24 protein-coding genes are annotated in these 26933 nt (G+C 71.6%); 18 read left to right on the plus strand and 6 right to left on the minus strand.

The genetic code is table 11. From position 1 onward, the window contains the following. Nucleotides 1-34: 34 nt before the first annotated feature. From ACZ32T_RS11460 to ACZ32T_RS11475, 4 genes are read left to right on the plus strand one after another with little or no spacing between them, the layout of a single operon-like run. The gene (locus ACZ32T_RS11460; protein ID WP_467263908.1) at nt 35-1072 is read left to right on the plus strand and encodes an iron-siderophore ABC transporter substrate-binding protein; all 1038 of its coding nucleotides are present in this window, start codon (nt 35-37) and stop codon (nt 1070-1072) included. Next, nucleotides 1069-2112, plus strand: coding sequence for a FecCD family ABC transporter permease (locus ACZ32T_RS11465; RefSeq protein WP_467263910.1), 1044 nt, complete (start codon nt 1069-1071; stop codon nt 2110-2112). The genes ACZ32T_RS11460 and ACZ32T_RS11465 overlap by 4 nt, the downstream gene beginning before the upstream one ends. Then, nucleotides 2109-3161, plus strand: coding sequence for a FecCD family ABC transporter permease (locus ACZ32T_RS11470; protein ID WP_467263912.1), 1053 nt, complete (start codon nt 2109-2111; stop codon nt 3159-3161). The genes ACZ32T_RS11465 and ACZ32T_RS11470 overlap by 4 nt, the downstream gene beginning before the upstream one ends. After that, the gene (locus ACZ32T_RS11475; protein ID WP_467263914.1) at nt 3158-3997 is read left to right on the plus strand and encodes an ABC transporter ATP-binding protein; all 840 of its coding nucleotides are present in this window, start codon (nt 3158-3160) and stop codon (nt 3995-3997) included. Before ACZ32T_RS11470 ends, ACZ32T_RS11475 begins: the two co-directional genes overlap by 4 nt. Here ACZ32T_RS11475 and ACZ32T_RS11480 read toward each other — a convergent pair. Next, nucleotides 3983-4372: a barstar family protein gene (locus ACZ32T_RS11480; RefSeq protein ID WP_467366473.1), complete on the minus strand. Its 390-nt coding sequence runs from the start codon at nt 4370-4372 to the stop codon at nt 3983-3985. The two genes, ACZ32T_RS11475 and ACZ32T_RS11480, sit on opposite strands and share 15 nt — an antisense overlap. 97 nt (nt 4373-4469) lie before the next feature. Next, nucleotides 4470-4868 carry a guanyl-specific ribonuclease gene (locus ACZ32T_RS11485; RefSeq protein ID WP_467263919.1) on the minus strand — a complete coding sequence of 133 codons (399 nt, stop codon included), beginning with the start codon at nt 4866-4868 and terminating at the stop codon, nt 4470-4472. A 279-nt stretch (nt 4869-5147) separates the two neighbouring features. Between ACZ32T_RS11485 and ACZ32T_RS11490 the strand changes: the two genes are divergently transcribed. Continuing rightward, on the plus strand, nt 5148-5531 hold the full coding sequence (locus ACZ32T_RS11490) for an ATP-binding protein (protein ID WP_467263921.1): 384 nt from the start codon (nt 5148-5150) through the stop codon (nt 5529-5531). Nucleotides 5532-5534: 3 nt separating this feature from the next. Here ACZ32T_RS11490 and ACZ32T_RS11495 read toward each other — a convergent pair whose 3' ends face one another. Both ACZ32T_RS11495 and ACZ32T_RS11500 read right to left on the minus strand, forming a co-directional pair. Continuing rightward, nucleotides 5535-6614: a DUF2637 domain-containing protein gene (locus ACZ32T_RS11495; RefSeq protein ID WP_467263923.1), complete on the minus strand. Its 1080-nt coding sequence runs from the start codon at nt 6612-6614 to the stop codon at nt 5535-5537. A 205-nt stretch (nt 6615-6819) separates the two neighbouring features. Then, entirely contained in the window at nt 6820-7668 is an 849-nt protein-coding gene (locus tag ACZ32T_RS11500; RefSeq protein ID WP_467366475.1) for a (2Fe-2S)-binding protein, read from the minus strand. A gap of 144 nt (nt 7669-7812) precedes the next feature. On the opposite strand from ACZ32T_RS11500, the gene ACZ32T_RS11505 reads away from it, so the two are divergent. Then, complete coding sequence (locus ACZ32T_RS11505; RefSeq protein WP_467366477.1) at nt 7813-8559, plus strand: GntR family transcriptional regulator; 747 nt, start codon at nt 7813-7815, stop codon at nt 8557-8559. A gap of 49 nt (nt 8560-8608) precedes the next feature. On the opposite strand, the gene ACZ32T_RS11510 is transcribed toward ACZ32T_RS11505, so the two are convergent. Together ACZ32T_RS11510 and ACZ32T_RS11515 are read right to left on the minus strand one after the other, a co-directional pair. Next, nucleotides 8609-9394: a hypothetical protein gene (locus ACZ32T_RS11510; protein ID WP_467263929.1), complete on the minus strand. Its 786-nt coding sequence runs from the start codon at nt 9392-9394 to the stop codon at nt 8609-8611. Between the two features lie 194 nt (nt 9395-9588). Further along, on the minus strand, nt 9589-11304 hold the full coding sequence (locus ACZ32T_RS11515) for a PucR family transcriptional regulator (RefSeq protein WP_467366479.1): 1716 nt from the start codon (nt 11302-11304) through the stop codon (nt 9589-9591). Between the two features lie 271 nt (nt 11305-11575). On the opposite strand from ACZ32T_RS11515, the gene ACZ32T_RS11520 reads away from it, so the two are divergent. From ACZ32T_RS11520 to ACZ32T_RS11575, 12 genes are all read left to right on the plus strand, one after another. Further along, the gene (locus ACZ32T_RS11520; RefSeq protein WP_104784529.1) at nt 11576-12466 is read left to right on the plus strand and encodes an FAD binding domain-containing protein; all 891 of its coding nucleotides are present in this window, start codon (nt 11576-11578) and stop codon (nt 12464-12466) included. A 2-nt stretch (nt 12467-12468) separates the two neighbouring features. After that, nucleotides 12469-13065 carry a (2Fe-2S)-binding protein gene (locus ACZ32T_RS11525; RefSeq protein ID WP_467263935.1) on the plus strand — a complete coding sequence of 199 codons (597 nt, stop codon included), beginning with the start codon at nt 12469-12471 and terminating at the stop codon, nt 13063-13065. Between the two features lie 2 nt (nt 13066-13067). Beyond that, nucleotides 13068-15485, plus strand: a complete 2418-nt coding sequence (locus ACZ32T_RS11530; RefSeq protein WP_467263936.1) for a xanthine dehydrogenase family protein molybdopterin-binding subunit — start codon at nt 13068-13070, stop codon at nt 15483-15485. A 222-nt stretch (nt 15486-15707) separates the two neighbouring features. After that, nucleotides 15708-17165 (plus strand): NCS2 family permease, encoded by a 1458-nt coding sequence (locus tag ACZ32T_RS11535; protein ID WP_467263938.1) that lies wholly within the window; start codon nt 15708-15710, stop codon nt 17163-17165. A gap of 41 nt (nt 17166-17206) precedes the next feature. Beyond that, nucleotides 17207-18346, plus strand: a complete 1140-nt coding sequence (locus tag ACZ32T_RS11540; protein WP_467366484.1) for an XdhC family protein — start codon at nt 17207-17209, stop codon at nt 18344-18346. 207 nt (nt 18347-18553) lie between these two features. Beyond that, the gene (locus ACZ32T_RS11545; RefSeq protein WP_467366982.1) at nt 18554-22204 is read left to right on the plus strand and encodes a S8 family serine peptidase; all 3651 of its coding nucleotides are present in this window, start codon (nt 18554-18556) and stop codon (nt 22202-22204) included. A 242-nt stretch (nt 22205-22446) separates the two neighbouring features. Beyond that, nucleotides 22447-22749, plus strand: a complete 303-nt coding sequence (locus tag ACZ32T_RS11550; protein WP_467263942.1) for an urease subunit gamma — start codon at nt 22447-22449, stop codon at nt 22747-22749. Continuing rightward, nucleotides 22746-23081 (plus strand): urease subunit beta, encoded by a 336-nt coding sequence (ureB, locus tag ACZ32T_RS11555; protein WP_467263943.1) that lies wholly within the window; start codon nt 22746-22748, stop codon nt 23079-23081. The genes ACZ32T_RS11550 and ureB overlap by 4 nt, the downstream gene beginning before the upstream one ends. Beyond that, nucleotides 23081-24793, plus strand: coding sequence for an urease subunit alpha (locus ACZ32T_RS11560; protein WP_467263945.1), 1713 nt, complete (start codon nt 23081-23083; stop codon nt 24791-24793). The genes ureB and ACZ32T_RS11560 overlap by 1 nt, the downstream gene beginning before the upstream one ends. Beyond that, nucleotides 24793-25458, plus strand: a complete 666-nt coding sequence (locus ACZ32T_RS11565; protein WP_467263947.1) for an urease accessory protein UreF — start codon at nt 24793-24795, stop codon at nt 25456-25458. The genes ACZ32T_RS11560 and ACZ32T_RS11565 overlap by 1 nt, the downstream gene beginning before the upstream one ends. Further along, nucleotides 25424-26161, plus strand: a complete 738-nt coding sequence (ureG, locus tag ACZ32T_RS11570; RefSeq protein WP_467263949.1) for an urease accessory protein UreG — start codon at nt 25424-25426, stop codon at nt 26159-26161. The genes ACZ32T_RS11565 and ureG overlap by 35 nt, the downstream gene beginning before the upstream one ends. Further along, entirely contained in the window at nt 26158-26892 is a 735-nt protein-coding gene (locus ACZ32T_RS11575; protein WP_467366486.1) for an urease accessory protein UreD, read from the plus strand. The genes ureG and ACZ32T_RS11575 overlap by 4 nt, the downstream gene beginning before the upstream one ends. Nucleotides 26893-26933 lie beyond the last annotated feature (41 nt).

The following is a 26933-nucleotide window of genomic DNA, read 5'->3' on the forward strand; positions in this document are numbered from 1 at the left end:
AGCACCGCCCTTCCCGAAACTGGAGTACGGATCCATGCGTCCACACCCCCTTCGCGTAGTCGCCGTCGCGGCTGCCCTGCTGGTGGGCCTCACGGCCTGCGGCGGGGAGTCCGAGTCCGAGAAGGACACGAGCGGCAAGGCCGGCTCGGGCGCGTTCCCGATGACGATCGAGCACGCGCTGGGAAAGACCACGATCCCGTCCGAGCCCAAGCGGGTGGCCACGGTGAACTGGGCCAACCACGAGGTGCCGCTGGCACTCGGTGTCGTACCCGTCGGCATGGCCGCCGCGAACTTCGGTGACGACGACGGCGACGGCGTCCTGCCCTGGGTCGAGGACAAGCTGAAGGAACTGGACGCCAAGACCCCGGTCCTGTTCGACGAGACCGACGGCATCGACTTCGAGGCCGTGGCCGACACCGAGCCGGACGTCATCCTCGCCTCGTACTCCGGGCTGACGAAGCAGGACTACGAGACGCTGAGCGACATCGCCCCCGTGGTGGCGTACCCGGAGGCGGCGTGGGCCACCCCGTGGCGCGAGATCATCCAGATGAACAGCAAGGCGATCGGCCTCGCCGACGAGGGCGAGAAGCTGATCGGCGAGGTCGAGGGCGACATCAAGAAGACGGTCGCCAAGTACCCGCAGCTGAAGGGGAAGTCGGCGATGTTCATGACGCACGTCGACCCCAACGACGTCAGCGAGGTCGGCTTCTACACCACCCACGACACGCGCACCCTGTTCTTCGAGGACCTCGGTCTGGACACCCCCGGCAGCATCGCCGAGGCTTCCGAGGGCAACAAGAAGTTCTCGCTCACCAAGAGCGCGGAGCAGATCGACGCGTTCGACGACGTCGACATCATCACCGGATACGGCGACGACAAGGGTGAGCTGCTGGAGACCCTGAAGAAGGACCCGCTGCTCTCGAAGATTCCCGCCGTCGAGCGCGGTTCGGTCTACCTCCTGCCGGGCAGCGCCCCGCTGGCCACCGCCGCGAACCCCACGCCGCTGTCGATCTCCTGGGTGCTGGAGGACTACGTGGCCGAGCTCGCCAAGGCCGCGGACAAGGTCAAGTGACGACGCTCGACACCCGACACACTCCGGACGCCGCCGTGGTGCGGCGTCCGGCGCGTGTCCGGATCCTGTGGCTGCTGCTCACCCTGCTGGTGCTCGCGGCCGTGGCCGTGCTCTCGGTCGCCGTCGGCTCGCGCACCGTCGCCTGGTCCGACGTCTGGAGCGCCCTCGGCGGCGCGGACGCCACACTGGAACAGGCGGCCGTCACCAAGCGGATCCCGCGCACCGTTCTCGCCGTGGTGATCGGCGCCGCGCTGGGGCTGGCGGGCGGCGTCATGCAGGGCGTGACCCGCAACCCGCTGGCCGACCCGGGCATCCTCGGCGTCAACATGGGCGCGTCGCTGGCCGTCGTCACGGGGGTCGCCTTCTTCGGGCTCACCTCGCCGACCGGGTACGTCTGGGTCGCCATGGCCGGGGCGGCGCTCTCGGCCGTGTTCGTCTACACCGTCGGCTCCCTGGGGCGTGGCGGCGCCACACCCCTCAAGCTCGCCCTGGCGGGCGCCGCCACCTCAGCGGCGTTCGCCTCGCTGGTGACCGCAGTCGTCCTGCCCCGTAACGACATCTCGGGCTCCTTCCGGCTCTGGCAGATCGGCGGAGTCGGTGGTGCGTCCTTCGAACGCATCGGACATGTGCTGCCGTTCCTGGCGGTCGGCTTCCTGATCTGCCTGTTCTCCGCCCGGGCCCTGAACTCGCTGGCGCTGGGCGACGAACTCGCCGCCGGACTGGGCGAACGCGTCTGGGTGGCCCGCGCCACGGCGGCGGCCGGCGCCGTCATCCTGTGCGGCGCCGCGACGGCCGCCGCCGGACCGATCGGCTTCGTCGGACTCGTCGTCCCGCACGCCTGCCGGATGATGGCCGGCGTCGACCACCGCTGGCTGCTGCCGCTCTCCGCGGTGACCGGGGCGGTGCTGCTGACCGCCGCCGACGTCGTCGGACGGATCGTGGCGCGGCCCTCCGAGGTCGACGTGGGCATCGTGACGGCGCTGATCGGCGCCCCGTTCTTCATCTGGACCGTCCGCCGTCAGAAAGTGCGTGCCCTGTGAGCGCCCCCGCCGTCACCCGGCCCTCCGTCCTTCACGAGGTCACCCGCGGACGCGTGAGGAACGCCTCCCGCCGACGCCTCGTCGCGCTGGTCCTGGCCGTGCTCGTGGTCGCCGCCTTCGCCGTGACGCTGATGGCCGGCCAGACCTTCTACCCGCCCGGCGACGTGATGAGGGTGATCCTCGGGGAGCAGGTGCCCGGGGCGTCGTTCACCGTCGGACGGTTGAGACTGCCGCGCGCGGTCCTCGCCGTGACGGCCGGGTTCAGCTTCGGCATGGCCGGAGTCACCTTCCAGACGATGCTGCGCAACCCGCTCGCCAGCCCCGACGTCATCGGCATCAGCTCGGGGGCGAGCGCCGCCGCGGCCATCGCGATCGTGACCCTGTCGCTCGACGAGACCCAGGTGTCGGTCCTGGCGATCATCGCCGCACTCGTCGTGGCCCTGCTGGTGTACACGCTGGCGTTCCGCGACGGGGTCGTCGGCACGCGCCTGATCCTCATCGGCATCGGGATCTCCGCGATGCTCGACAGCATCACCTCCTACGTCCTGTCCCGCGCGGCCGAGTGGGACCTCCAGGAGGCCACGCGCTGGCTGACGGGCAGCCTGAACGGCGCGGGCTGGGACCAGACCGTCCCCGCCCTGGCGGCGGTCGCCGTGCTGACCCCCGTCCTGCTGTCGCAGGGCCGTAACCTCTCCGCCCTGCGGCTCGGCGACGACACCGCCTCGGCCCTCGGAGTCCGCGTCGAACGCACCCGGATCACGGTCATCGTCGCGGCCGTCGGCCTGATCGCCTTCGCCACGGCCGCCGCCGGCCCCATCGCCTTCGTGGCGTTCCTGTCCGGTCCGATCGCCGCCCGGATCGTCGGTGCGGGGGGCTCACTCCTGGTGCCCGCCGGACTGGTCGGCGCGCTCCTCGTCCTCGTCGCCGACTTCGCCGGACAGTTCGCCTTCGACACCCGCTACCCGGTCGGCGTCGTCACCGGGGTGCTCGGCGCGCCGTACCTCGTCTACCTGATTGTCCGCACCCATCGGGCTGGAGGCTCGATATGACCACGTCCCACTCCCTCACCGCCGAGCGGCTGACGCTCGGCTACGGCGACCGCGTGGTCGTCGAGTCCCTCGATCTGACGGTGCCGCCCGGAGAGGTCACGGCCATCGTCGGTGCCAACGCCTGCGGGAAGTCGACACTGCTGCGCTCGATGTCCAGGCTGCTCGGCCCCCGCGAGGGACAGGTGCTCCTGGACGGCCGGCAGGTGCACCGGATGCCCGCCAAGGAACTCGCCCGCACACTCGGGCTGTTGCCGCAGTCACCGATCGCGCCCGAAGGCATCACGGTGCTGGACCTGGTCGGCCGCGGGCGTCACCCCCACCAGGGAGTGTTCACGCGCTGGAGCGAGAAGGACGACGCCGCCGTGGCATCCGCCCTGGAGGCCACGCAGACCGTGGAACTCGCCGACCGCGCGGTGGACGAGCTCTCCGGCGGCCAGCGGCAACGGGTCTGGATCGCCATGGCGCTGGCCCAGCAGACGGATCTGCTGCTGCTCGACGAGCCCACCACGTTCCTCGATGCCAGCCATCAGGTCGAGGTGCTCGACCTGCTGACCGACCTGAACCGGACGCGGGGGACGACCGTCGTGATGGTTCTGCACGACCTCAATCTGGCGGCCAGGTACGCCGATCACCTCATCGCCCTCGCGGCGGGGCGCATCCACGCCGCCGGTCGCCCCGCCGAGGTGCTGACGGAAGAGACGGTGGAGACGGTGTTCGGCCTCCGGAGCCGCATCATCGAGGACCCGGTCTCCGGCAGACCGCTGATGCTTCCCATCGGCCGGCACCACGTACGGGAGGAGACCGGCGTGGCCGCTGCGGGCTCACATCAGCCGTAGGGTCCCTGGCCCGGTCCGCTCCCTGATGATCGCGACCAGCTGGTCGAAGAGCGTCGGGCCCCGGCCCGCCCGGGCCTCGGCCAGCTCACGCTCGACTCGTGCCTTGTTGGTGGGATGGACGCGGGGAAGCAGACCCACCAGCCGGCGGGCGGTCTCCTCGTGGCCCAGTGCGTGGGCGGAGCGGGCGTGGTCGTGCCACTCGATGACGAAGGCCCCGTCCTCCGGCGTGCCGAAACCGCCGCCGAGGCAGTCCGCGAAGGCGTCCAGATTGCGGCCGAAACGGCCGCCCGGGCCGTTCACCGCCTCCCCGACCACATCCCAGAAACTGTCCAGGCCGGTGATCCGGGAGCCGTCGATCACATAGGTCACGGTCATGCGTGGAGCGTACAAGCGCGTGTTCTCCCGACGCCGGTCCGGTGGTCCGCGCCGCAGGTGGGGGACTACGGCGCGGACCGGTCCGTGGGGGTGCGGTTCAGCAGCCGTGGTCGACCAGGTCGAAGGACTCGTAGTGGTCCGCGGTGTAGTAGTCCTCCTCGGCCTCTTCGCCCGTCACGATCCGGCGGGCGCCGCGGTCCGGGGAGCCGGGCGTGATGACGGTGTACTCGTGGTAGTAACCCGTGCTCTGACTGGGCAGCAGGGCTTCCCGGTTCTGGAAGACGGTGCCGTCCTGCTCGTACGGGAACGGGCCGCCCGCCTCGATGAGGTCGAGCGTGTCGTGGGCCTGGGACGGCAGCGCCGAGTAGCAGATGCTGCCGACCGCGGCGGTCGAGGGAGCCGTCGCGGCCGATGCCGTGACGGGGCCGCCGACGAAGAGGACGGACAGGAGGGCGGCGATGCCGCCGAGCGTGGTGATCCGTGGGGGGATTCGCATGTCCACCATGATGACGCGCGTAGATCCCCATCCGTCAACGCCAACACGAGTGAATTTTTGGGAAGTTAACGGTGAGTACGAAAACGTAACCCGCCGGCCGCCGGTCGGGGGTGGCGCGGCCACCCGTTCATATGTTGATGCCTCGGGACGCGTGACCGCGGCCCAGTGGGGCATGCATCCCGGGACGGTGTTCGAGACATGACGTCATGAAACGGAAGCCGGGGAGGCCGATTCAGCGTGCGTACGGGGGAGAGGGCGAAGCGACAGGAGAGCCCGCCCATGCGGCTGCACCGCAGAGTCGGCCATGCCGATCTGTCGGCCGTGGGGGAGATACGCGGGGCGCTGCGGGAGTTCCTGCGGAGCCGAAGACGGCCGGAGGAGACGGAGGTGGCGGAACTCCTGCTCAGCGAGCTGGTGACGAACGCCCTCATCCACACGAGGAACGGCGCCGTGGTCACGGTGACCTCCGCGCCCGCGCGGGTGCGGGTGGAGGTGCGCGATTTCGTGACCGGACAGGAGCCCGCGCCGTACGTACCGAACGCCGACGACGGTACGCACGGCAGGGGACTGATCCTCGTCCGGAGCCTGGCCGACTCCTGGGGAGTCACGACGCAGGCCCTGGGCAAGGTCGTCTGGTTCGAGCTGAACGCCGGGAAGGCCTGACGCTCAGCCGAACTGCTGCTCCAGGTCCTTCAGTTTCTGCTCCAGCGAATCGAGCCGGGGCAGGGCCTGGGTGTCGTCCTCGGCCGTGAGGTCGACGGTCGCGGTTTCACCGCTGGTGGTCTGTGCCGAAGTGCTCCTGGAGTTCGAGCCGTTCACGGCTTGGAGGGATGGCCGGGGACGCAGTGGCAGTTGTCCCGGTTCCGTCACGGCGGGTTCCACGGCCGGAGGCCCGCCCGGTGCCGGGACGAGGGCCTGGACGTCCACCTGGCGGCCCGCCCGGACGCCGCGCCCCCAGACCCGGTTCTGCCGGTTCAGTGCCTTGATGTGGGCCCGGTCCAGCTTGGCCTGGTCCCTCCTGCGGTGCCGGCTCTGCTCCTTCTCCTGACGGTCCTCGCGGACGTCGTCCACCGCCTCGTCCAGGGTGCGTACACCCTCGAGGAGCATCAGCGACCATGCGCCGAAGGTCTCCCTGGGGGCACGCAGCCACCGGACGATCCGGATCTGCGGCAGTGGGCGGGGCACCAGGCCCTGTTCGCGCAGGGCCGCCCGGCGGGTCTGCTTCAGCGCGCGGTCGAAGAGCACGGCGGCCGAGAGCGACATACCCGCGAAGAAGTGCGGGGCGCCCGCGTGATCCATCCCGCGCGGTGCGTGCACCCAGTTGAACCAGGCGGCGGCACCCGCGAACGTCCACACCAGCAGCCGGGAGCCGAGAGCGGCGTCACCGTGGCTGGCCTCGCGTACCGCGAGCACGGAACAGAACATAGCGGCCCCGTCCAGCCCGAACGGAACGAGGTACTCCCAGCCTCCGGAGAGATTGAGATTCTGCCGGCCGAAGCCGACGAGCCCGTGGAAGGAAAGGGCGGCGGCGACTGCGGCACAGCAGAACAGCAGGACGTACGAGGCGGTCGCGTAAAGCGCCTCCTTGCGCCTGCGGCGCTCCTCGCTGCGTTCCCAGCTGTCGTCGGCCGTGGCCTTTTCGGCGGCGCGTTTGCCGCGCGCGACCACCGTCACCGCCGCCAGAACCCCCACGAGCAGTACGGCGCCCGGAAGCAACCAGTCGAGCGAGATGTCGGTCAGTCTCATGCGCGGTCCCTTGTGTCACGTAGGACGTTCAGGGGCGCCATTCTGGCGGAAATAACGTCTCTTCCCGTGGCTTTCGGGGCTAGCGGACGTCATTGAGGTCGCGCGCCCTCCCTTTGGGGGAAAATATTCCGAACGCCCGCGCGTACAAGCTGAGTTGTATTCGAATTCCAGTCGCTCGCCCGTGTGATGCGAGAGGCCTCGTGGTTCAGGTCGCGGGGGTGAGTTTCCGGACACGGTCGGCGTCGCAGGTGCGCGGACAGGTCACGCACGTGTCCTCGGGCCGCAGTGTGTAGAAGAGGCAGCAGCTGGCGCGGTCGCGCGTCGGCAGTGATTCGCCGTCCGGGCCGGTCAGTTCACGGAAGCCGGCCGTGCCCACGTACGGCTTGGTCGTGCCCGGCAGCAACAGCTCCAGCTCCTCCATCGCCCGGCTCTCCTCGCCGAGCAGATGGGCGATGTACCAGAGGCCTTCGACGATCTCGTCGGTCGCCATGCCCCACAGGGCCCGCTTCCCGCGCCGCATGCGCGGCCGGAAGCCGTCCAGCACGGGGCCGAGATGCTGGGCCACGGAGTCGAGGACCTCGGCCCGGAGCGCCGCCTCGTCGGGAACGACCCGGGCGCCGGGCAGTCCTGCCGCCGGGTCGTCGGGCAGGCAGGCGAACTCGCTCACGCGCAGGGTCAGATGACCCAGGCCCCGGTGGAAGGAGACGTCACCTACGGGAATCCTCGGCACCCGGCGGTGCGTGAACCACGGCAGCGTCACCAGGAGGCAGGCCGGCCAGGCGTAGCGGTGGAGTCCGAAGCTCGCGATCACGTCGGGGCGGGCCGGGGTGCCGTAGTCCCGCAGCACCTGCGCCTCGTCCCAGGCCAGGAAGGCGTCCAGTGCGGCGCCGCCCGCCGCGAGCTCCCAGGCGCCGACCCAGCCGTTGTCCGAGGGGGTCGCGACTCCGTCGGCGAGCACCTCGGCACGCAGTCCCGGGAAGACCTCGGCCAGACGTTCGTACGCCGCCGTCAACGGGGACGGGGCGGTGGCGGCGAGCAGAGCGGGCACGGTCATTCAGGGACCACCGAATCACGATCTTTTTGCAGGTAAGCCTTACCTTACCCGAACTGATCGGTGTTTGAACTGAGGCCCGCTCCGCCTATCGTGCACAAGGGGCCGGACGCACGCGAGTCGGCCCGCCAGTGCGAGGAGGGTCCGGTGGAGCAGGGCAGAGCGCGTGAGAACGCGCGGCCGTACGTGTCCGCGGGCACCCCGCAGGACGTGCGCGTGCCCGAGCAGGCGCGAGGCGAGCACACCCACAGCGAGCCGCCCACGCCCCGCGTGGTCCAGCGGCACTCCGTGCGCGGCCAGATCCTGGACGCCCTGCGCGCCGCGCTCGTCGGCGGGGAGCTGGTCCCCGGGGAGGTCTACTCGGCCCCGGCGCTCGGCGCTCGTTTCGGCGTGTCCGCGACCCCGGTGCGCGAGGCGATGCAGCAGCTGGCCGTCGAGGGCGCCGTCGAGGTCGTCCCGAACCGCGGCTTCCGGGTCAGCGAGCGGGGCCCCCGCGAGCTGGCGGAGCTCGCCGAGGTGCGCGCCCTGATCGAGGTGCCCGTCATGCTGCGGCTCGCCCGCGCCGTGCCCGCCTCCGGCTGGTGCGCGCTGCGGCCGCTGGCCGACGCCACGGTCGCGGCGGCCGCCGTCGGTGACCGCGCGGCGTACGCGGAGAGCGACCGTGCCTTCCACGGCGCCGTGCTCGCCCTGTCGGGCAACCAGCAGCTCGTCGCGGTCGCCGACGAGCTGCACCGCCGGTCCCAGTGGCCCCTGGTCAACAGCCCCGCGGGCCGCAGGGCCGACCTGCTCGCCGACGCCTCGGAGCACACCGCGCTGCTGGACGCGCTCATCGCGCGGGACATCACGGTGGTGCAGTCCCTCGTACGTGAACACTTCAACCGCGCGGACGTCTGAGACGGCGCGGACGGCCGAAGCGGCGCGGACGGCCGGGAAGGGGCGGCGCTCAGTTCGCCTCGACGGTCTCCGGGGACGGCGGCTCCAGCCGGGGCGCGAGCCAGGTCGGTACGCCGCCGAGCAGCCGGAACAGCCGGCCCGCCTCGGCGCGCAGCCGGGCCGCCGCCTCGGGCTCCGGCTCGGCGTCCGCGAGGGAGATGAGCGCCGGTGCCGTGCCCACCAGGTAGCCCAGCTCCTCCCTTATCCGCAGCGACTCCGCGAAGCCGTGCCGCGCCTCCGCCAGCTCTCCCTCGCCCAGGGCGAGCGAGGCGAGGTGCCGCCACGTGAAGGAGAGCAGGAGTTCGTCGCCCCGGGCCGTGGCACCGGCGTGCGCCCTGCGGTAGGCGGCGCGGGCGGACTGGGGGGAATCGGCGATGTTCTGGGCGATCAGGCCCCGGCGGAAGTCCAGCAGGGGGCGGCCGGCGGCCGAGGGGGAGAGCAGGGCCGCGGCTCTGCTGAGCGCCACGCTGGCCTCGTCGGCCCGGTCACGTGCCCCGAGCAGGGTCGAGGCGTAGGCGAGATAGCCGCGCTCGCAGGCGGCCGCCCCGCGCTCGGCGTCGTCCTGGGCGAGCGCCTCGGCGGTGCGCAGCGCGTCCTCGGCGTCCGTCCATCCGACGCCTGTGTAGAGGCACCGCTCCGTCAGCAGCGAGGTCCGCTGGAGGGCTGCCGCGGGGTCGGTGGCCGCCCGGGGTTCGAGCAGCGCGGCCGCGTCCGTCCAGCAGGCTCGTGAGCGCAGCCGCCATACCGCGGTCTGGAGCGGCGGATCGTCATCTGCGGTCGTTCCGGAACCAGACATGGCGGTATGCGCCACATTGCCCTCCCCGAGCGCGCCATCGAGCTGTGGAGGCCGGCCGGCGAGCGCCGGGGTCGGCCAGGGTCTGCGCGCATCTCAGCACGGAATGGCACGCCGGGCCAAGGGGTGGGATCAATGTCAGGTGAAAGTTTTCACAATCGCCCGGAGCCGGGGAGGGCGGTGATACGCCCGCGAAGTCAGCTCATACGCAGGGCGAGGAAGAAGTCGAGCTTGTCCTCCAGGCGCGAAAGGTCACGCCCCGTCAACTGCTCGATGCGTCCGACGCGGTAGCGCAGTGTGTTGACGTGCAGGTGCAGCCGGGCCGCGCAGCGGGTCCAGGACCCGTCGCAGTCCAGGAAGGCCTCCAGCGTCTCCATCAGCTCCGCGCGGTGCCGCCGGTCGTAGTCGCGCAGCGGGTCGAGGAGCCGGGCGGTGAAGGCGCGGCGCACGTCGTCCGGGACGAAGGGCAGCAACAGGACGTGCGAGGCCAGCTCGTGATGGCCTGCCGCGCAGACCGGGCCCGGCCGTGCCGCGGCGACCCGGCGGGCGTGCCGCGCCTCCTCCAGCGCTCCGCGCAGCCCCTCGGCGGAGTGCACGGCGGCGCTGACACCCAGTGTCAGGCGCCCGTCGTCCGCGAGGCCGGCCGAGAGCGGCCCGCGGACGGCGTCGAGCAGGGCGTCGGCGTGGAGCGCGGTGTCGTGGTGCTCCGGGTCCTCGGAGCCCCCGGCCGCGTCGGTCCCGTCGGTCCCCGCCGGGGGGAGAGCGGTCAGCGGTACGAGGGCGATGGCCTCCTCGCCGGTGTGCGCGACGGCGATCCGGTCCGCCGAGTCGGGGCCCGTCACCGCCGGGTCGACCAGGATCTCCTCCAGCAGGGCCTGCGCGGCCTGACCGCCGCCCATGCCCGTGCCCTCGGCCGACCACTCGACCCGGGCCACCACGACCTGCCAGTGCGGCGCCGTGCCGAGGCCCGGCAGCAGGACCGGGGCGGCCACCCGAAGCCTGGCCGCGATCTCGGCCGGGGCGGCGCCCGTCTGGACCAGCTCCAAAACCTCCTGGGCGAGTCTGCGGCGTACCGCGCGGGCGGCATCGCGGCGGTCCCGCTCGACGGCGATCAGCTGGGTGACGCCCTGGAGCAGGTCCAGGCGGGCCGCGGGCCAGTCGCCGGAGTCCGCCGCCACGGCCAGCAGCCACTCCGAGAGCACGGACTCGCGCACGTCGCGGGACGGTACGGGCAGAGCTCCCCGGCCGGTGTTCCGGATCGGGAACAGCGAGTAGGCGGTGCCGTCCACCTCGGCACGGTGCGGCCCCGGGCGCCCGGTGCGGGTCGCCGCGAGATGCCGGCCCGCCAGCTCCGCGCCGACGCGCGGGGGCAGCGGCTCACCGGCCCCGGCGATCTGCCGGCCCGTCGGTGACAGGACCCAGGCATGAAGGTCCAGGTCGGAGGTGAGCAGGTCGAGGACCACCTCGGGGCCGCCGCCGGCGGGTCCGGATGTCATGAGCCTGCGATGACGGTCGACGACCGCGGCGAGGTCACCGGCACGCTCGCCGGAGACCTGGCGCACCACATACTCGGTGATCGTCGCGAACGCAACGGTCTCGTCGACCGCGAAGATCGGGAGCCGGTGCCGCAGACACGCCTCGACCAGATCGTCGGGGACGGCCCCGAGCTCCGCCTCACCCGCGGCCAGGCCGGCCACACCCGCGTTCGCCAGGATCCGTACGAACGGTTCCGTGTCCGACGCGTCCCGGCGCCACGCCAGACCCGTCAGGACCAGCTCACCGCCGGAGAGATAGCGGCTGGGGTCGCGCAGGTCCGTCGTCATGACGCCCCGGACCGAACGGTCCAGCTCGTCCTCGCCGCCGAGCAGCCGCAGGCCCAGTCCCTCGGTGTCCAGCAGTGCGCGCAGCCGCATCGTCGATTGCCGCCGATCTCTTCGTTGGTGCGGGGGAGGGCGGAGGGTCACCTGTGAATTGCGGTGAGGTTACCGGTACCCGCCATTCGTTCGAATCTACAAGACCGGGACGGGGGCCAGCCAATTCCTTCATGGTTTCGGTGACTGCACCGAGTGGAGCAAGGCTTGTGTACTGGGCCACACACCGCGTGAACAACACATGAACGACCTTTCCAGGGCCGGCCGTCCCCAGCCCAGCCGAACGACCCGATTGAGAAGAAGAGAGCCACTCATGGACTTCCTTCGCCCCGCCAGCTGGGAGGAGGCGCTCGCCGCCAAGGCCGAGCACCCGACGGCTGTGCCCATCGCGGGTGGCACCGACGTGATGGTCGAGATCAACTTCGACCACCGGCGGCCCGAGTACCTCATGGACCTCAACCGCATCGGTGAGCTGTCCGAGTGGCAGGTGGGCCCCGACGCCGTACGCCTCGGCGCCTCCGTGCCGTACAGCGCCGTCATGGACCACCTGAGGGCCGAGCTGCCCGGTCTCGCCCTCGCCTCGCACACCGTCGCCTCGCCGCAGATCCGCAACCGCGGCGGCGTCGGCGGCAACCTGGGCACCGCCTCACCCGCCGGCGACGCCCACCCGGCGCTGCTCGCCGCGGGCGCCGAGGTCGAGGCCGCGTCCGTACGGGGGACGCGGATGATCCCGATCGACGACTTCTACACCGGCGTCAAGCGCAACGCCCTCGCCCCGGACGAGCTGATCCGGGCCGTGCACATCAAGAAGGCCGACGGCCCGCAGCAGTACTCCAAGGTCGGCACCCGCAACGCGATGGTCATCGCCGTCTGCGCCTTCGGTCTCGCGCTGCACCCGGAGACCCGCACCGTGCGCACCGGCATCGGCTCCGCCGCCCCGACCCCGGTCCGGGCGAAGGAGGCGGAGGCGTTCCTGAACGCCGCGCTGGAGGAGGGCGGGTTCTGGGAGAGCGGGAAGATCATCACCCCATCCGTGGCCAAGCAGTTCGCCCAGCTCGCCGCCGGCGCCTGCAACCCCATCGACGACGTACGGGGCACCGCCGCCTACCGCAGGCACGCCGTCGGCATCATGGCCCGCCGCACGCTGGGCTGGACCTGGGAGCAGTACCGCGGAGCGGGACGCACCCTCGAAGGAGCTGCTTAACCATGCGAGTGAATTTCACGGTCAACGGCCGGAAGCAGGAAGCCGACGACGTCTGGGAGGGCGAGTCCCTCCTGTACGTCCTGCGCGAGCGCATGGGCCTCCCCGGCTCCAAGAACGCCTGCGAGCAGGGCGAGTGCGGCTCGTGCACGGTGCGCCTCGACGGTGTGCCGGTCTGTTCCTGTCTCGTCGCCGCCGGCCAGGCCGAGGGCCGCGAGGTCGTCACCGTCGAGGGTCTGGCGGACTACGCCAGGCACCGCGACGACGCCCACCCCGGCGCCGGCTGCGCCGCCGGCAGCTGCGGCACCTCACTGGACGCCGCCCGGCGCTGGCAGGCCAGGCCCACCGACGGACAGAGCGCCGAGGCGGAGGAACTCTCCCCGGTCCAGCAGGCGTTCATCGACGCGGGCGCCGTGCAGTGCGGCTTCTGCACCCCCGGTCTGCTGGTCGCCGCCGACGAGCTGCTGGAGAATCAGCCCTCGCCGTCCGACCAGGACATCCGCGAGGCGCTCTCCGGGAACCTCTGCCGATGCACCGGTTACGAGAAGATCCTCGACGCGGTCCGCCTCGCGGCCGCCCGTCAGGAAGAGGCGGTCCGATAGCCATGACGCTGCACCCACGAGCCGCGTCCGTACCGGCCGGCACCCCCACCAGGATCACCCAGGGCTCCGAGACCCGGGGCGGCGTCGGCGAGTCCACCCTGCGCCCCGACGGCACGCTCAAGGTCACCGGAGAGTTCGCGTACTCCTCCGACATGTGGCACGAGGACATGCTGTGGGGCCACACGCTCCGCTCCACCGTCGCGCACGCCGAGATCCGCTCCATCGACATCGGTGAGGCCGTCGCCACCCCCGGTGTGTACGCCGTCCTCACCTACGACGACCTGCCCGCGGCGATGAAGAACTACGGGCTGGAGATCCAGGACACCCCCGTGCTCGCCCACGGCAAGGTCCGCCACCACGGCGAACCCGTGGCGCTCGTCGCAGCCGACCACCCCGAGACCGCGCGCCGCGCCGCCGCCAAGATCAGGATCGACTACGCCGAACTCCCCGTGATCACGGACGAGGCGTCCGCGACCGCCCCCGGCGCGATCCTGGTCCACGAGGGCCGCGAGGACCACCACATCGGGCACGTCCCGCACCCCAACATCGTCCACCGCCAGCCCATCGTCCGCGGTGACGCGGACGCGGCCGCCGCGCGGGCCGACGTGATCGTCACCGGCGACTACGTCTTCGGCATGCAGGACCAGGCCTTCCTCGGCCCGGAGTCCGGCCTCGCCGTGCCGTCCGAGGACGGCGGCGTCGAGCTGTACGTCGCCACCCAGTGGCTGCACTCCGACCTCAAGCAGATCGCTCCCGTCCTCGGCCTCCCCGAGGACAAGGTCCGCATGACGCTCTCCGGCGTCGGCGGCGCCTTCGGCGGACGCGAGGACCTGTCGATGCAGATCCACGCCTGCCTGCTTGCGCTGCGCACCGGCAAGCCCGTCAAGATGGTCTACAACCGCTTCGAGTCCTTCTTCGGCCACGTCCACCGCCACCCCGCGAAGCTCCACTACGAGCACGGGGCCACCAAGGACGGCAAGCTCACCCACATGAAGTGCCGGATCGTGCTGGACGGCGGCGCCTACGCCTCCGCCTCCCCGGCCGTCGTCGGCAACGCCTCCTCGCTCGCGGTCGGACCGTACGTCATCGAGGACGTCGACATCGAGGCGATCGCCCTCTACTCCAACAACCCTCCCTGCGGCGCCATGCGCGGCTTCGGCGCCGTCCAGGCCTGCTTCGCCTACGAGGCGCAGATGGACAAGCTGGCCGCCGCACTGGAGATGGACCCGGTCGAGCTGCGGCAGCTGAACGCCATGGAGCAGGGCACCCTGCTCCCCACCGGCCAGCGCGTCGACTCGCCGGCTCCGGTCGCCGAACTGCTCCGCCGCGTGAAGGCGAGGCCCCTGCCGCCCGAGCAGCAGTGGCTCTCGGCCGACGCGGACGGCAGCTCCGTCGACGTACGAGCCCTGCCCGGCGGGCTGTCCAACACGACCCACGGCGAGGGCGTGGTGCGCGGCGTCGGTTACGCCGTGGGGCTGAAGAACGTCGGCTTCTCCGAGGGCTTCGACGACTACTCCACCGCCCGGGTGCGGATGGAGGTCATCAACGGCGAACCGGTCGCCACCGTGCACACCGCGATGGCCGAGGTCGGGCAGGGAGGGGTCACCGTCCACGCCCAGATCGCCCGTACCGAACTGGGCGTCAACCAGGTGACCATCCACCCGGCGGACACCCAGGTCGGCTCGGCCGGCTCCACCTCCGCCTCACGGCAGACGTACGTCACCGGCGGCGCGGTGAAGAACTCCTGCGAGGCCGTCCGGGAACAGGTCCTGGAGATCGGCCGCCGCAAGTTCGGCACGTACCACCCCGCCTGGGCCACCGCCGAACTCCTCCTCGAAGGCGGCAAGGTCGTCACCGACGGCGGCGAGGTGCTCGCCTCACTGGCCGACGTGCTGGAGGACGAGGCGGTCGACGTCGAGCTGGAGTGGCGCCACCGGCCCACCGAACCCTTCGACCTGCGCACCGGACAGGGCAACGGCCATGTCCAGTACTCCTTCGCCGCGCACCGCGCTGTCGTGGAGGTCGACACCGAACTCGGCCTGGTCAAGGTCATCGAGCTCGCGTGCGCGCAGGACGTCGGCAAGGCGCTCAACCCGCTGTCGGTCGTCGGCCAGATCCAGGGCGGCACCACCCAGGGGCTGGGTGTCGCCGTCATGGAGGAGATCATCGTCGACCCGAAGACCGCGAAGGTGCGCAACCCCTCCTTCACCGACTACCTGATCCCCACCATCCTCGACACCCCGACCATCCCGGTCGACGTGCTCGAACTCGCCGACGACCACGCCCCGTACGGGCTGCGGGGCGTCGGTGAGGCCCCGACCCTCTCGTCCACCCCGGCCGTCCTCGCGGCGATCCGGAACGCGACGGGACTGGAGCTGAACAGGACGCCGGTGCGCCCCGAGCACATCACCGGCAGCTGACGGCTCCTCAAGACCCTCCGGGCGGTGCGTGCCTGCCGTGAACGTCACACTTCCCCGCGCCGCGCACTGTCCGGAGCCACCGCACCACCGCGCCACCGCTCCATCTGCACGAAGAGTTCGTCTCGGGCCGTCCCCCGGGTCGTGCGCCTCGCAGTCATCCCAAATCCCGCAGTCTCCAGAGCTCCACGCGGGTGCCCCTGTGAACCTTGGGAGTCAGGCAACATGACCCAGCAGTCCGTGGAACCCAGGACGAGCGCGGAGGACGCGGGCCCCGGCTCGCGTGTCCCCGCCGGACGGTCCTGGCTCGACCGGTACTTCCACATATCCGAACGGGGATCGACCGTCGCGCGCGAGGTGCGCGGCGGCGTCACGACCTTCATGGCCATGGCGTACATCCTCCTCCTCAATCCGCTCATCCTGGGCGGCAAGGACGTCGACGGCCAGCTGCTCGGCCAGTCCGGGCTGATCACCGCCACCGCGCTCGCGGCGGCGGCCACCACCCTGCTGATGGGCTTCGTCGGCAAGGTCCCCCTCGCGCTCGCGGCCGGACTGAGCGTCTCCGGTGTGCTCGCCTCGCAGGTCGCGCCGGCCATGACCTGGCCGCAGGCCATGGGCATGTGTGTGATCTACGGGGTGATCATCTGCCTGCTGGTGGTCACCGGACTCCGCGAGATGATCATGAACGCCATCCCGCTCGCCCTGAAGCACGGCATCACCATCGGGATCGGTCTCTTCATCGCGCTCATCGGCCTGGTCAAGGCCGGGTTCGTCCACCAGGGAGTGGCGACCCCGCTGTCGCTCGGCCCCACCGGAGCGCTCACCGGGTGGCCGGTGCTCATCTTCGCCCTCACCCTGCTGCTCATCTTCATGCTGCAGGCCCGGAACATCCCCGGGGCGATCCTCATCGGCATCGTCGTCGGAACCGTCATCGCGATCGTCGTCAACGCGGTCGGTGACATCGACCCCAAGGCCTGGAGCAGCGGCCCGCCCGAGCTGAGCGGCAGTGCCGTCTCCTCACCGGACTTCTCGCTCCTCGGCGACGTCGAGTTCGGCGGCTGGGGTGACGTCGGGGTGCTGACGGTCGGCATGATCGTCTTCACTCTCGTCCTGGCGGGCTTCTTCGACGCCATGGCCACCATCATCGGGGTCGGCACGGAGGCGAACCTCGCCGACGACAAGGGCCGGATGCCCGGTCTCTCCAAGGCGCTGTTCATCGACGGCGCGGGCGGGGCGATCGGCGGTGTCGCCGGAGGCTCCGGCCAGACCGTGTTCGTCGAGTCGGCGACCGGGGTCGGCGAGGGCGCCCGTACCGGTCTCGCCTCCGTCGTCACGGGGCTCTTCTTCGCGGCCTGCCTCTTCTTCACCCCCCTCACGGCGATCGTGCCGGCCGAGGTGGCCGCCGCCGCCCTGGTCGTCATCGGCGCCATGATGATGCAGAACGCCCGGCACGTGGACTGGTCCGACCGCTCGGTGGCCGTCCCGGTCTTCCTCACCGTCGTCCTGATGCCGTTCACGTACACCATCACCACCGGTGTCGCGGCGGGCGTCATCTCGTACTCCGCCATCAAGCTCGCCCAGGGCAGGGCCCGCGAGGTCGGCGTCTTCATGTGGGTCCTGACGCTGGTCTTCATCGTGTACTTCGCCCTGCACCCCATCGAGAGCTGGCTGGGCGTCAGCTGACCCGCCCCGCCCTCCGCACATCCGTCAGAAGGAGACACGCCATGCTGGACATCGCCGAAGAGCTGCACCGGTGGGTCGGGCAGGGACGCGCGTTCGCCGTCGCCACCGTGGTGGCCGTCGGCGGCAGCGCGCCCCGGCAGCCGGGTGCCGCCCTCGCCGTGGACAGCGACGGCACGGCCATCGGATCGGTCTCCGGCGGGTGTGTGGAGGGCGCGGTGTACGAGCTGTGCCGACAGGCGCTGCAGGACGGCACCACCGTGCGCGAGCGCTTCGGCTACAGCGACGACGACGCGTTCGCGGTCGGCCTGACCTGCGGCGGGATCATCGACATCCTGGTGACGCCGGTGCGCGCGGACGACCCCGCGCGCCCGGTGTTCGCCGCCGCGTTCGCCGCCGCGGCACAGGGCCGGGCGGCCGCGGTCGCCCGCGTCACCGAGGGGCCGGACGACCTCCTCGGCCGCCCCCTGCTCGTCCACTCCGACGGCAGCCGGGAGGGCGGGCTCGGCGGGCATCCCGAACTGGACCGTACGGCCGGCGCCGAGGCCCGCGCGATGCTCGACGCGGGCCGTACGGGAGAGCTCGTCATCGGCGCCGAGGGGTCCCGCTGCGGCAGCCCCCTCACCCTGCTCGTCGAATCGAGCGTTCCGCCGCCCCGGATGATCGTCTTCGGGGCCATCGACTTCGCCGCCGCCCTGGTGCGGGCCGGGCGCTTCCTCGGGTACCGCGTCACCGTCTGCGACGCCCGCCCCGTCTTCGCCACGGCCGCCCGCTTCCCGGACGCCGACGAGATCGTCGTCGACTGGCCGCACCGCTATCTGGCCACCACCGAGGTGGACGCGCGCACCGTGCTCTGCGTCCTCACGCACGATGCCAAGTTCGACATCCCGCTGCTGGAGCTGGCGTTGCGGCTGCCGGTCGCGTACGTCGGCGCGATGGGCTCGCGCCGCACCCACCTGGAGCGCAACGAGCGGCTGCGCGAGGCCGGCGTCAGCGAGCGCCGGCTTGCCGCGCTCCACTCGCCGATCGGGCTGGACCTCGGAGCCCGTACGCCGGAGGAGACAGCCCTGTCCATCGCCGCCGAGATCGTCGCGGTGCGGCGGGGCGGCAGCGGCCTGCCGCTGAAGGGCGCCCGCACCCCGATCCACCACGAGAGCACCACCCCGCTGGCCTCGGTGGCCTGATCCCGACCATCGGCGGCTGATCACGGCGGGCGGGTTGCCGCCACGGCGGTTTCACGCCAGGGGTGGAGCCGTCCGCAGCCCCGGATTTACCGGTAGATCAGCTGCATGACATTTTCCCTCTCCTCCGTTTCCGGCCGGGCGAGACCCGCTCGCGCGGGACGCAGGGCTCTGCTCATAGCGACCTCGGTCGCCCTGGTGAGCGGCGTCATGCTTCCCGCAGCGGGTTCCGCCACCGCCGCCCCGAAGCCGTCGACCGCCGAGGACCACCGTCCCGGGTCCGGGGTCCGCGACTACGACATCACGCTGGTCACCGGCGACGTCGTCCACTACACGGACGGCGCGGGCGGCCAGGACACCGTCACCGTCGACCGCCCCGACGGCGCGCAGGGCGGCGTGCACGTGCGGCAGGCCGGGGAGGACGTCTTCGTCATCCCCGACGAGGCGAGTGCCCTCATCGCCGCCGACAAGCTCGACCGCCGGCTGTTCAACATCTCGACGCTCGTCGGGATGGGTTACGACGACGCGCGCTCCGGCGGCATCCCGCTGATCGCCACCTACCCCGCGGGCACGGCGCGTTCGCTGCCCGCAGCACCACGCGGCAGCGAGACGGTCCGCCGGCTCGAGTCGGTGAACGGCGCCGCCCTGAAGACCGACAAGGGCGACGCCCGCGCCTTCTGGAGCGACATCTCCCGGACGGCGAAAAGCCGTTCGCTGAAGGACGGCATCACCAAGCTGTGGCTCGACGGCAAGGCGGAGGCGGCGCTCAAGGACTCGGTGCCGCAGGTCAACGCCCCGCAGGCCTGGGCCGCCGGATACGACGGCAAGGGCACCACGGTCGCCGTACTCGACACCGGGATCGACGCGACGCATCCGGACGTCAAGGACCGCGTCAGGCGGTCCAGGAGCTTCATCCCCGGTGAGGAGGTCGTCGACAGGAACGGCCACGGCACCCACGTCGCCTCCACCATCGCGGGTTCGGGGGCGGCCTCCGACGGGGTCAACAAGGGCGTCGCCCCGGGCGCCGACCTGATCGTCGGCAAGGTCCTGAGCGACGAGGGGTCCGGCGCCGACTCCGGCATCATCGAGGCCATGGAGTGGGCGAAGGCAGAAGGCGCCGACGTCGTCTCCATGAGCCTGGGATCCAGCATCCCCGACGACGGCACCGACCCGATGGCACAGGCCGTCAACGCGCTGTCCGCCGACGGCGGCCCGCTGTTCGTGATCGCCGCGGGCAACGCGTACGGCGCGGGCACCATCGGGTCGCCCGGTTCCGCCGCGAGCGCGCTCACCGTCGCCGCCGTCGACAAGAGCGACAACCGCGCCGACTTCTCCTCCATGGGCCCGCTCGTCCGCTCCTACGGCCTGAAGCCGGACCTGTCCGCGCCCGGCGTGGGCATCAACGCCGCCGCTTCCCAGTCGGTGCCCGGCATCGAGGGCATGTACCAGTCCATGGACGGGACGTCGATGGCCACCCCGCACGTCGCGGGCGCCGCCGCCATCCTGAAGCAGCGTCACCCGGACTGGTCCGGCGAGCGCGTCAAGAACGCCCTGATGAGCTCCTCCGCCGAGCTGACCGGCTACACGCCGTACGAGCAGGGCACCGGACGGCTCGACATCGAGGCCGCCGTCGACACCACGATCGAGGCCACCGGTTCCGTCCCCGTCGCCGCCTACAGCTGGCCGCACGGCGCGGACGACGAGGTCGCGCAGCGCACCATCACCTACCGCAACACCGGTGACGCGGACGTCACCCTCGGCCTGGCCACCGACACGGACGCCGAGGCCTACACCCTCTCGGCCTCCGAGGTGACCGTCCCGGCGGGCTCCACCGCCGAGGTCGTCCTGTCGCTCGATCCCTCGAAGGTCGCGAACGACACCCGCTTCTCCGGCCAGGTCGTCGCCACCGACGCCTCCGGTGCGACCGTCGCCCACACCGGCTTCGCGCTCCAGAAGGAGCAGGAGCTGTACGACCTGACCTTCCGCCTGCGCGACCGTTCGGGCGAGCCGATGGACGGCCAGGTCGTCTTCGCCGCGCTCGGCGACCCGCAGCTGGACGTCGTCCCGGTCTCCGGTGAGACGACCCTGCGGCTGCCTCCGGGCAACTACACCGCCTGGACCTCCGCGGACATCGACGGGGACCGCGCCGACTCGAAGGCCGTCGCCTTCCTCGCCGCGCCCGAGACGGTCCTCGACAAGGCCACGACCGTCACCCTCGACGCGTCCGAGGCCCGCAAGGTCAGCGTGCGCACCCCGAAGGAGACCGAGACGCGGCAGCTGCGCTACGACATGGCCCGCACCTCGCCCGACGGCGTCGTCCAGCGTGACGCCTTCCAGATCCCGCTGACCTACGACCAGCTGTGGGCAAGCCCCACGAAGAAGGTCACCGAGGGCGGCTTCAGCTTCCTCACCCGCTGGCGCCAGGGCGAGGAACTGCTCGACCTGACGGCCGACGGCCACGACATCCCCGTCACCGTGCAGAACGGCTCGGCCGTCGCCGAGGACAGCGAGCAGAAGCTCACCGGCGTCTACGCCGGCGACGGAGCCGCGGCCGGCTACAAGGGCCGCAGCGTCAAGGGCAAGGCCGTCGTCGTCACCCGCAGCGACGCCGTCCCGCCCGCCGAACGGCTGGCCAACGCGCTCGCGGCGGGCGCGAAGGCGCTCTTCGTCGTCAACGACGGCCGGGGTGTCGCCATGGAGAGCTACGCGCCCTACGGCGAGGAGACCACCATCCCGGTCGCCTCGGTGCGGGAGATCGCGGGCGGGACGCTGATCAAGGCGGCGCAGCGCGGCAAGAAGCTGTCGGTCGACCAGAGGAAGTTCGCTTCCTACCTCTACGACCTGGTGGACCGTCACGACGGCGCGGTCCCGGACCGTTCGCTGGCCTTCACCCCGTCGACCCGGCAGCTCGCGAAGGTGGAGAACACCTTCTACGGCCACAAGGCGACGCTCGGCGCCGGCTACCGCTACGACATCCCGGACTACGGCCCGGGCCTCGGCTTCGAGGAGTACGAGCAGTTCCCGGGTACCCGTACGGAGTGGGTCACCCCGCTCCCCGGTGAGTCCTACTGGTACGAGAACCACTCGGTGCTCAACGCCGACGCCTCCGACCGGGCGCACGAGATGCGCAGCGCCGAACTCGACCACACGGCGGGCCGGACCTATCGCGCGGACTGGTTCGCGCCGGTCACGGGGCCCCGTCTCGGCACGGCCTACTGGGGGCCGTTCCGCACGTCGTACAACGACATCCAGTTCAACATCACCCCGTGGACGGACTCGGGCGAGGGCCACTCCGGCTCGATGCCCGCGGACGAGTACGACACCACGTCGTACGCCTTCTACCAGGGCGACACCCTGGTCAAGAAGGGCGCGGGCCGTGCTGGTTACGCCTGGGACCTGTCGGGTGAGGAGCTGCCCTACCGTCTGGTCATCGACTCGGAGCGGGACGAGGCCACCTGGAAGACCTCGACGCGCACCAGCACCGCGTGGGACTTCGTCTCGGGCGCCCTGCCCGAGGGCGCCGGGCAGGCCGACATCCCGCTGCTCCAGCTCGACTACGACGTCGAGACGGACCTGGCGGGCGACGTGAAGGCCGGCAAGAAGACCGAGGTCGGCCTGACCGCCGGCACCCAGGCGTGGCTGGACGGTGCCGTGAAGGCGGCGAAGGCCTCGCTGTCGGTCAGCTACGACGAGGGCGCCACCTGGAACGAGGTGGAGCTGCGCAAGGGCTCGGCAGGGGAGTGGACGGCGGAGTTCAGGACGCCGAAGCGGGCGGGCTCCGTCTCGCTCAAGGCCCACGCAGAGGGCCCCGGCGGGCTCGCCGTGGACCAGGAGATCATCAAGGCCTTCGGCCTGAAGTGAACCGCTGAAACACCTGGTCGAGGTGGTCCCGTCCCCTGGCGAGGGGTGCGGGACCACCTCTCTTTGCGTGATCTTGAAGATCAAATTATGTCTACTTTGCCCGTATATGGCAGGCGATAACGCCAGAAAGGGACTTTTTGCGGTGCGGAGTGAGTTGCCACGGAGCTGCCGGGGGGTTTATAAGAGGAACGTGGCTCGGGCGCTTCCGGGAATTCCGGGAAATGCCGCCATGGAGGTTTCCCATGTTTCTCACTCCGTCCGACACGGAGAAATTGCTGCTGAGTGTCGCGGGAATGATCGCTCGCGACCGGCGGGAGCGCGGCGTACTTCTGAATTATCCGGAGTCCGTCGCCCTGCTGTCCTGCTGGGTCCTGGAGCGTGCGCGCGAAGGGGCCGGGGTCCATGAGCTGATGACCACGGGTCGTGCCGTGCTCACCCGCTCCGACGTGCTCGAAGGTGTGCCCGAGATGCTGCACGACGTCCAGGTCGAGGCGACCTTCCCCGACGGGCGCAAGCTCGTCACGATCACCTCGCCGATTCCGTGATCCCCGGCGAGGTCCGGACGGGATCCGGAGTTCTGGAGATCAATGCGGGCCGGGAGATCCGGAATATCACCGTGGTCAACGAAGGGGACCGGCCCATTCAGATCGGCTCGCACCTGCATCTGCCCGACGCGAATCCGGCGCTTTCCTTCGACCGTGCTCACGGACAGGGTTTTCGTCTCGATATTCCGTCCGGTACTTCCCTGCGCTTCGAACCCGGGGTCGGCGCCGACGTCTCGCTCGTCGCACTCGGCGGCCGGCGGTTGGTGCCGGGACTCGTCGTGCGGGCCGGCCAGGGGGACGAACGACGTACGCGAGAGACGGAGGAGAGCTGATGGCGCAACTGACCCGCGCCGCCTACGCGGCGCTGTACGGCCCGACCGCGGGTGACCGCATACGGCTCGCCGACACCGGTCTCTGGATCGAGGTCGAGGAGGACCGCTGCTTCGGCGGGGACGAGGCGGTCTTCGGCGGCGGCAAGTCCATCCGCGAGTCGATGGCCCAGTCCACCAGGCCGAGCGCCGCGGGGGCCCTGGACCTCGTCATCACCAACGTCGTGGTCCTCGACCACTGGGGCGTCGTCAAGACCGACGTCGGCGTGCGGGGCGGCCGGATCGTGGCCCTCGGGCGTTCCGGCAACCCCGACATCAGCGACGGCGTCCACCCGGACCTGGTCATCGGCCCCGGCACCGACGTCGTCTCCGGCGAAGGACGCGTCCTCACCGCGGGAGCCGTCGACACCCACGTCCACTTCCTGATGCCGGAGACCCTGCACGAGGCGCTGGCCACCGGGACCACCACCGTCATCGGCGGCGGCACCGGAGCCTCCGAGGGCTCCAAGGCCACCACCGTCACCCCCGGCGCCCGGAACCTGGCGATGATGCACCGCTCCCTGGACCGGGTCCCGCTCAACGTCATGCTCTTCGGCAAGGGCTCCACCGTCGGGGAGGAAGGGCTGCGCGAGGCCGCGCTCGGCGGGGCCGGCGGCTACAAGGTCCACGAGGACTGGGGCGCCACCCCCGCCGCGATCGACGCCGCCCTGCGCGCCGCCGACACCTTCGGCCTCCAGGTCGCCCTGCACGCGGACAGCCTCAACGAGGCGGGCTACGTCGAAGGCACCCTGGACGCGATCGCCGGACGCGGCATCCACGTGTTCCACGCCGAAGGCGCCGGCGGCGGCCACGCACCCGACATCATCTCCGTCGCCTCGCACCCCCACATCCTCCCGGCGTCCACCAACCCGACGCTCCCGCACACCGTCAACACCGTCGCCGAGCACCTCGACATGCTGATGGTCTGTCACCACCTCAACCCACGCGTCCCCGAGGACCTGGCCTTCGCCGAGTCCCGGATCCGCGCCACCACCATCGCCGCCGAGGACGTCCTGCACGACATCGGCGCCCTCTCCATCACCTCCTCCGACGCCCAGGCCATGGGACGGATCGGTGAGGTCATCTGTCGCACCTGGCAGGTGGCGCACGTCATGAAGGAGCGCTTCGGAGCCGCCCTCCCCGGCGTCACGGCCCTTCCCGCCGACAACGCGCGCGCCCGTCGCTATGTCGCCAAATACACCATCTGCCCGGCCGTGGCCCATGGCATCGACCATGTCGTCGGATCCGTCGAACCCGGCAAGCTCGCCGACCTGGTGCTCTGGGATCCCGCGTTCTTCGGGATCCGGCCCGCCGCGGTCATCAAGGGCGGCATGGTCGTGCTCGCGCCGCTCGGCGACGCCAACGCGGCCATCCCCACCACCCAGCCGGTCCTGCTGCGCCCCACCGCCGCCGCCGGAGCAGCCGCCCACCTGTCGGTGAGCTTCGTCGCCCCGGCCGCGCTGGAGGACGGCCTGGCCGCACGGCTCGGCCTGGAACGCGAACTGGTCGCCGTGCGCCCCACCCGCCACCTGACCAAGGCCGACCTGCCGAACAACACGGCGCTGCCCGCCATCGACGTGGACCCCGAGACCTTCGCGATCCACATCGACGGGGAACCCGTCGAACCCGCCCCGGCCACCGAACTGCCGCTCGCCCAGCGGTACAGCATGTTCTGATGGGCGCGCTCGGACCCCTGCTCCTGGCCGACGGCCGGCTTCCCGTCGGGGCGTACACGTACAGCGCCGGGCTGGAACCCGCCGTCGCGGCGGGCCTCACCCGGGACCGGATCCCCGCACTGCTGCGGGCCCGGCTGCACACCACCGCCGTCACCGAGGCCGCCGGCGCCGTACTCGCCCTGCGGGCCGCCGGTCAGGACCGGGTGGACTACGGCAGCGTCCAGCAGGCCCTGGAGGCCCGCACACCCGCGGCGCCGCTGCGGGCGGCGTCCATGACGCTCGGCCGGGGCGTCCACCGGCTGGCCCGGCGCCTCGCCCCGGACCACCCCGCGGTCCTCGCCCTGCCCGGAGTCCGGCCGAGGCCTCTGCGGCCGGTGGCACTCGGCGCCCTCGGGGCCGCACTCGGAGTGGGGGAGGAGGAGCTGGCGTACGCCGTCGTCTACGACGAGCTGCAGACCATCACCTCCGCGGCGCTGAAGCTGCTGCCAGGCGACCCGCTGGACTCGGTCGCCTGGATCCTCGGCGCCGAGTCCGACGCCGCGGCCGCGGCGTCGGCCGCCCTCGCGGTACGCACCCCGGCCGCCCTGCCCGCCCGCACCGCCCCGCTCACCGAGCAGTGGGCACTCGACCATGAACGAAGCGAACGGAGACTCTTCCTTGCCTGAGCAGCGCAACCAGCACTTCCATGAGCCCCTCAACCAGCCCCGCGCCCTGCGGATCGGGGTCGCCGGTCCCGTCGGCACCGGCAAGAGCTCCATCCTCGCGACCCTCTGCCGCCAACTGGCCGGTGAACTCTCCATGGCGGTCGTCACCAACGACATCTACACCGACGAGGACGCCCGCTTCCTCCGCTCCGCCGGGGTCCTGCCCACCGAACGCATCCGCGCGGTGGAGACCGGGGCCTGCCCGCACACCGCGATCCGAGACGACGTGAGCGCCAACCTGGACGCCGTCGAGGACCTGGAGGAGGCATACGGGCCGCTGGACCTGATCCTCGTGGAGAGCGGCGGCGACAACCTCACCGCGACCTTCAGCCCGGCACTGGCCGACGCCCAGATCTTCACCATCGACGTCGCGGGCGGGGGCGACGTGGCCCGCAAGGGCGGCCCCGGCATCACCCGCGCCGACCTGCTCGTCATCAACAAGACCGACCTCGCCCCGTACGTCGAGGTCGATGTGGAGCAGATGGTCGCCGACGCCTCCTCCGTGCGCGGCGGTCTGCCGGTGCTCGCCCTGTCCAAGCACGACGGGGACTCCGTCGCCCGGCTCGCCGACTGGGTACGGTCGGTGCTCGCCCGCCACCGGGCGGGCAGCCATGTCCCCAGCGACCCGGGACCGATGGCGCCGCACAGCCACCCGCACCCGTGACCCTGCCCGGCGAACCGACCGTCGTCGCCGTCCACCGCGACGCCGGCGGCCGGGACGTCGCGGGCGACCTGCGGCCCGGCACCTTCCTCGCCCCGCGCCCCCTGCACCCCTCGGGGGACGGCCTGCACCTCGCCCTGGTCGGCACGACGGCGGGCCTGCTCGCCGGCGACGAACTGTGTGTCCGGATCACCGTCGGCCCCGGAGCCCGGCTGCACCTCATGGAACCCGCCGGCCTGGTCGCCTACGACCACCGGGGCGGCCGCGCGTCCTGGCGGGCCGTCGTCGAGATCGCCGCAGGCGGTGAACTCACCTGGGACTCGAAGCCGTTCGTGGTCTCCGCCGGGGCCGACGTCACGCGGGACATGGACGTGACGCTGGCCCCCGGGGCCCGGATGCTGTGGCGGGACACTCTGGTCCTCGGCCGTTCCGGCGAGCGCGGCGGCCGGATCAGGGCGAGGACCAGAGCCGTCCACGACGGCCGCGAACTGCTCGTGGAGGACCTCGACCTCACCGACCCTGACGTACGCGAACTCCCCGGCGTGCTCGGCCCGCACCGGATCATCGGCGCCGTCACCGCCCTCGGAACCGACCCCGGCGGCCCACCGCACCCGTCCCGCATGGACCTCGCGGGCCCGGGCGCACAGATACGGCTGCTCGCCACCGGAGCCCCCGCCGTGGAACGGGAACTGACGGCTGTCTGGGAGAGCTGGCGTGAGCCCCGCGACACGTGAAGGAACCCGAGCGGCGGCGGACCGCCTCCTACCGCCCCTTG

The organism is Streptomyces sp. NPDC023573 (assembly GCF_055559735.1).

Bases quoted from the DNA above. Each gene is read 5' to 3' on its own strand.
- ACZ32T_RS11460 (WP_467263908.1), top strand. From the start codon at position 35: ATGCGTCCACACCCCCTTCGCGTAGTCGCCGTCGCGGCTGCCCTGCTG.
- ACZ32T_RS11475 (WP_467263914.1), top strand. From the start codon at position 3,158: ATGACCACGTCCCACTCCCTCACCGCCGAGCGGCTGACGCTCGGCTAC.
- ACZ32T_RS11480 (WP_467366473.1), bottom strand. From the start codon at position 4,372: ATGACCGTGACCTATGTGATCGACGGCTCCCGGATCACCGGCCTGGAC.
- ACZ32T_RS11485 (WP_467263919.1), bottom strand. From the start codon at position 4,868: ATGCGAATCCCCCCACGGATCACCACGCTCGGCGGCATCGCCGCCCTC.
- ACZ32T_RS11490 (WP_467263921.1), top strand. From the start codon at position 5,148: ATGCGGCTGCACCGCAGAGTCGGCCATGCCGATCTGTCGGCCGTGGGG.
- ACZ32T_RS11495 (WP_467263923.1), bottom strand. From the start codon at position 6,614: ATGAGACTGACCGACATCTCGCTCGACTGGTTGCTTCCGGGCGCCGTA.
- ACZ32T_RS11500 (WP_467366475.1), bottom strand. From the start codon at position 7,668: ATGACCGTGCCCGCTCTGCTCGCCGCCACCGCCCCGTCCCCGTTGACG.
- ACZ32T_RS11510 (WP_467263929.1), bottom strand. From the start codon at position 9,394: ATGTCTGGTTCCGGAACGACCGCAGATGACGATCCGCCGCTCCAGACC.
- ACZ32T_RS11515 (WP_467366479.1), bottom strand. From the start codon at position 11,304: ATGCGGCTGCGCGCACTGCTGGACACCGAGGGACTGGGCCTGCGGCTG.
- ACZ32T_RS11520 (WP_104784529.1), top strand. From the start codon at position 11,576: ATGGACTTCCTTCGCCCCGCCAGCTGGGAGGAGGCGCTCGCCGCCAAG.
- ACZ32T_RS11525 (WP_467263935.1), top strand. From the start codon at position 12,469: ATGCGAGTGAATTTCACGGTCAACGGCCGGAAGCAGGAAGCCGACGAC.
- ACZ32T_RS11530 (WP_467263936.1), top strand. From the start codon at position 13,068: ATGACGCTGCACCCACGAGCCGCGTCCGTACCGGCCGGCACCCCCACC.
- ACZ32T_RS11535 (WP_467263938.1), top strand. From the start codon at position 15,708: ATGACCCAGCAGTCCGTGGAACCCAGGACGAGCGCGGAGGACGCGGGC.
- ACZ32T_RS11540 (WP_467366484.1), top strand. From the start codon at position 17,207: ATGCTGGACATCGCCGAAGAGCTGCACCGGTGGGTCGGGCAGGGACGC.
- ACZ32T_RS11545 (WP_467366982.1), top strand. From the start codon at position 18,554: ATGCTTCCCGCAGCGGGTTCCGCCACCGCCGCCCCGAAGCCGTCGACC.
- ACZ32T_RS11550 (WP_467263942.1), top strand. From the start codon at position 22,447: ATGTTTCTCACTCCGTCCGACACGGAGAAATTGCTGCTGAGTGTCGCG.
- ACZ32T_RS11560 (WP_467263945.1), top strand. From the start codon at position 23,081: ATGGCGCAACTGACCCGCGCCGCCTACGCGGCGCTGTACGGCCCGACC.
- ACZ32T_RS11565 (WP_467263947.1), top strand. From the start codon at position 24,793: ATGGGCGCGCTCGGACCCCTGCTCCTGGCCGACGGCCGGCTTCCCGTC.
- ureG (WP_467263949.1), top strand. From the start codon at position 25,424: ATGAACGAAGCGAACGGAGACTCTTCCTTGCCTGAGCAGCGCAACCAG.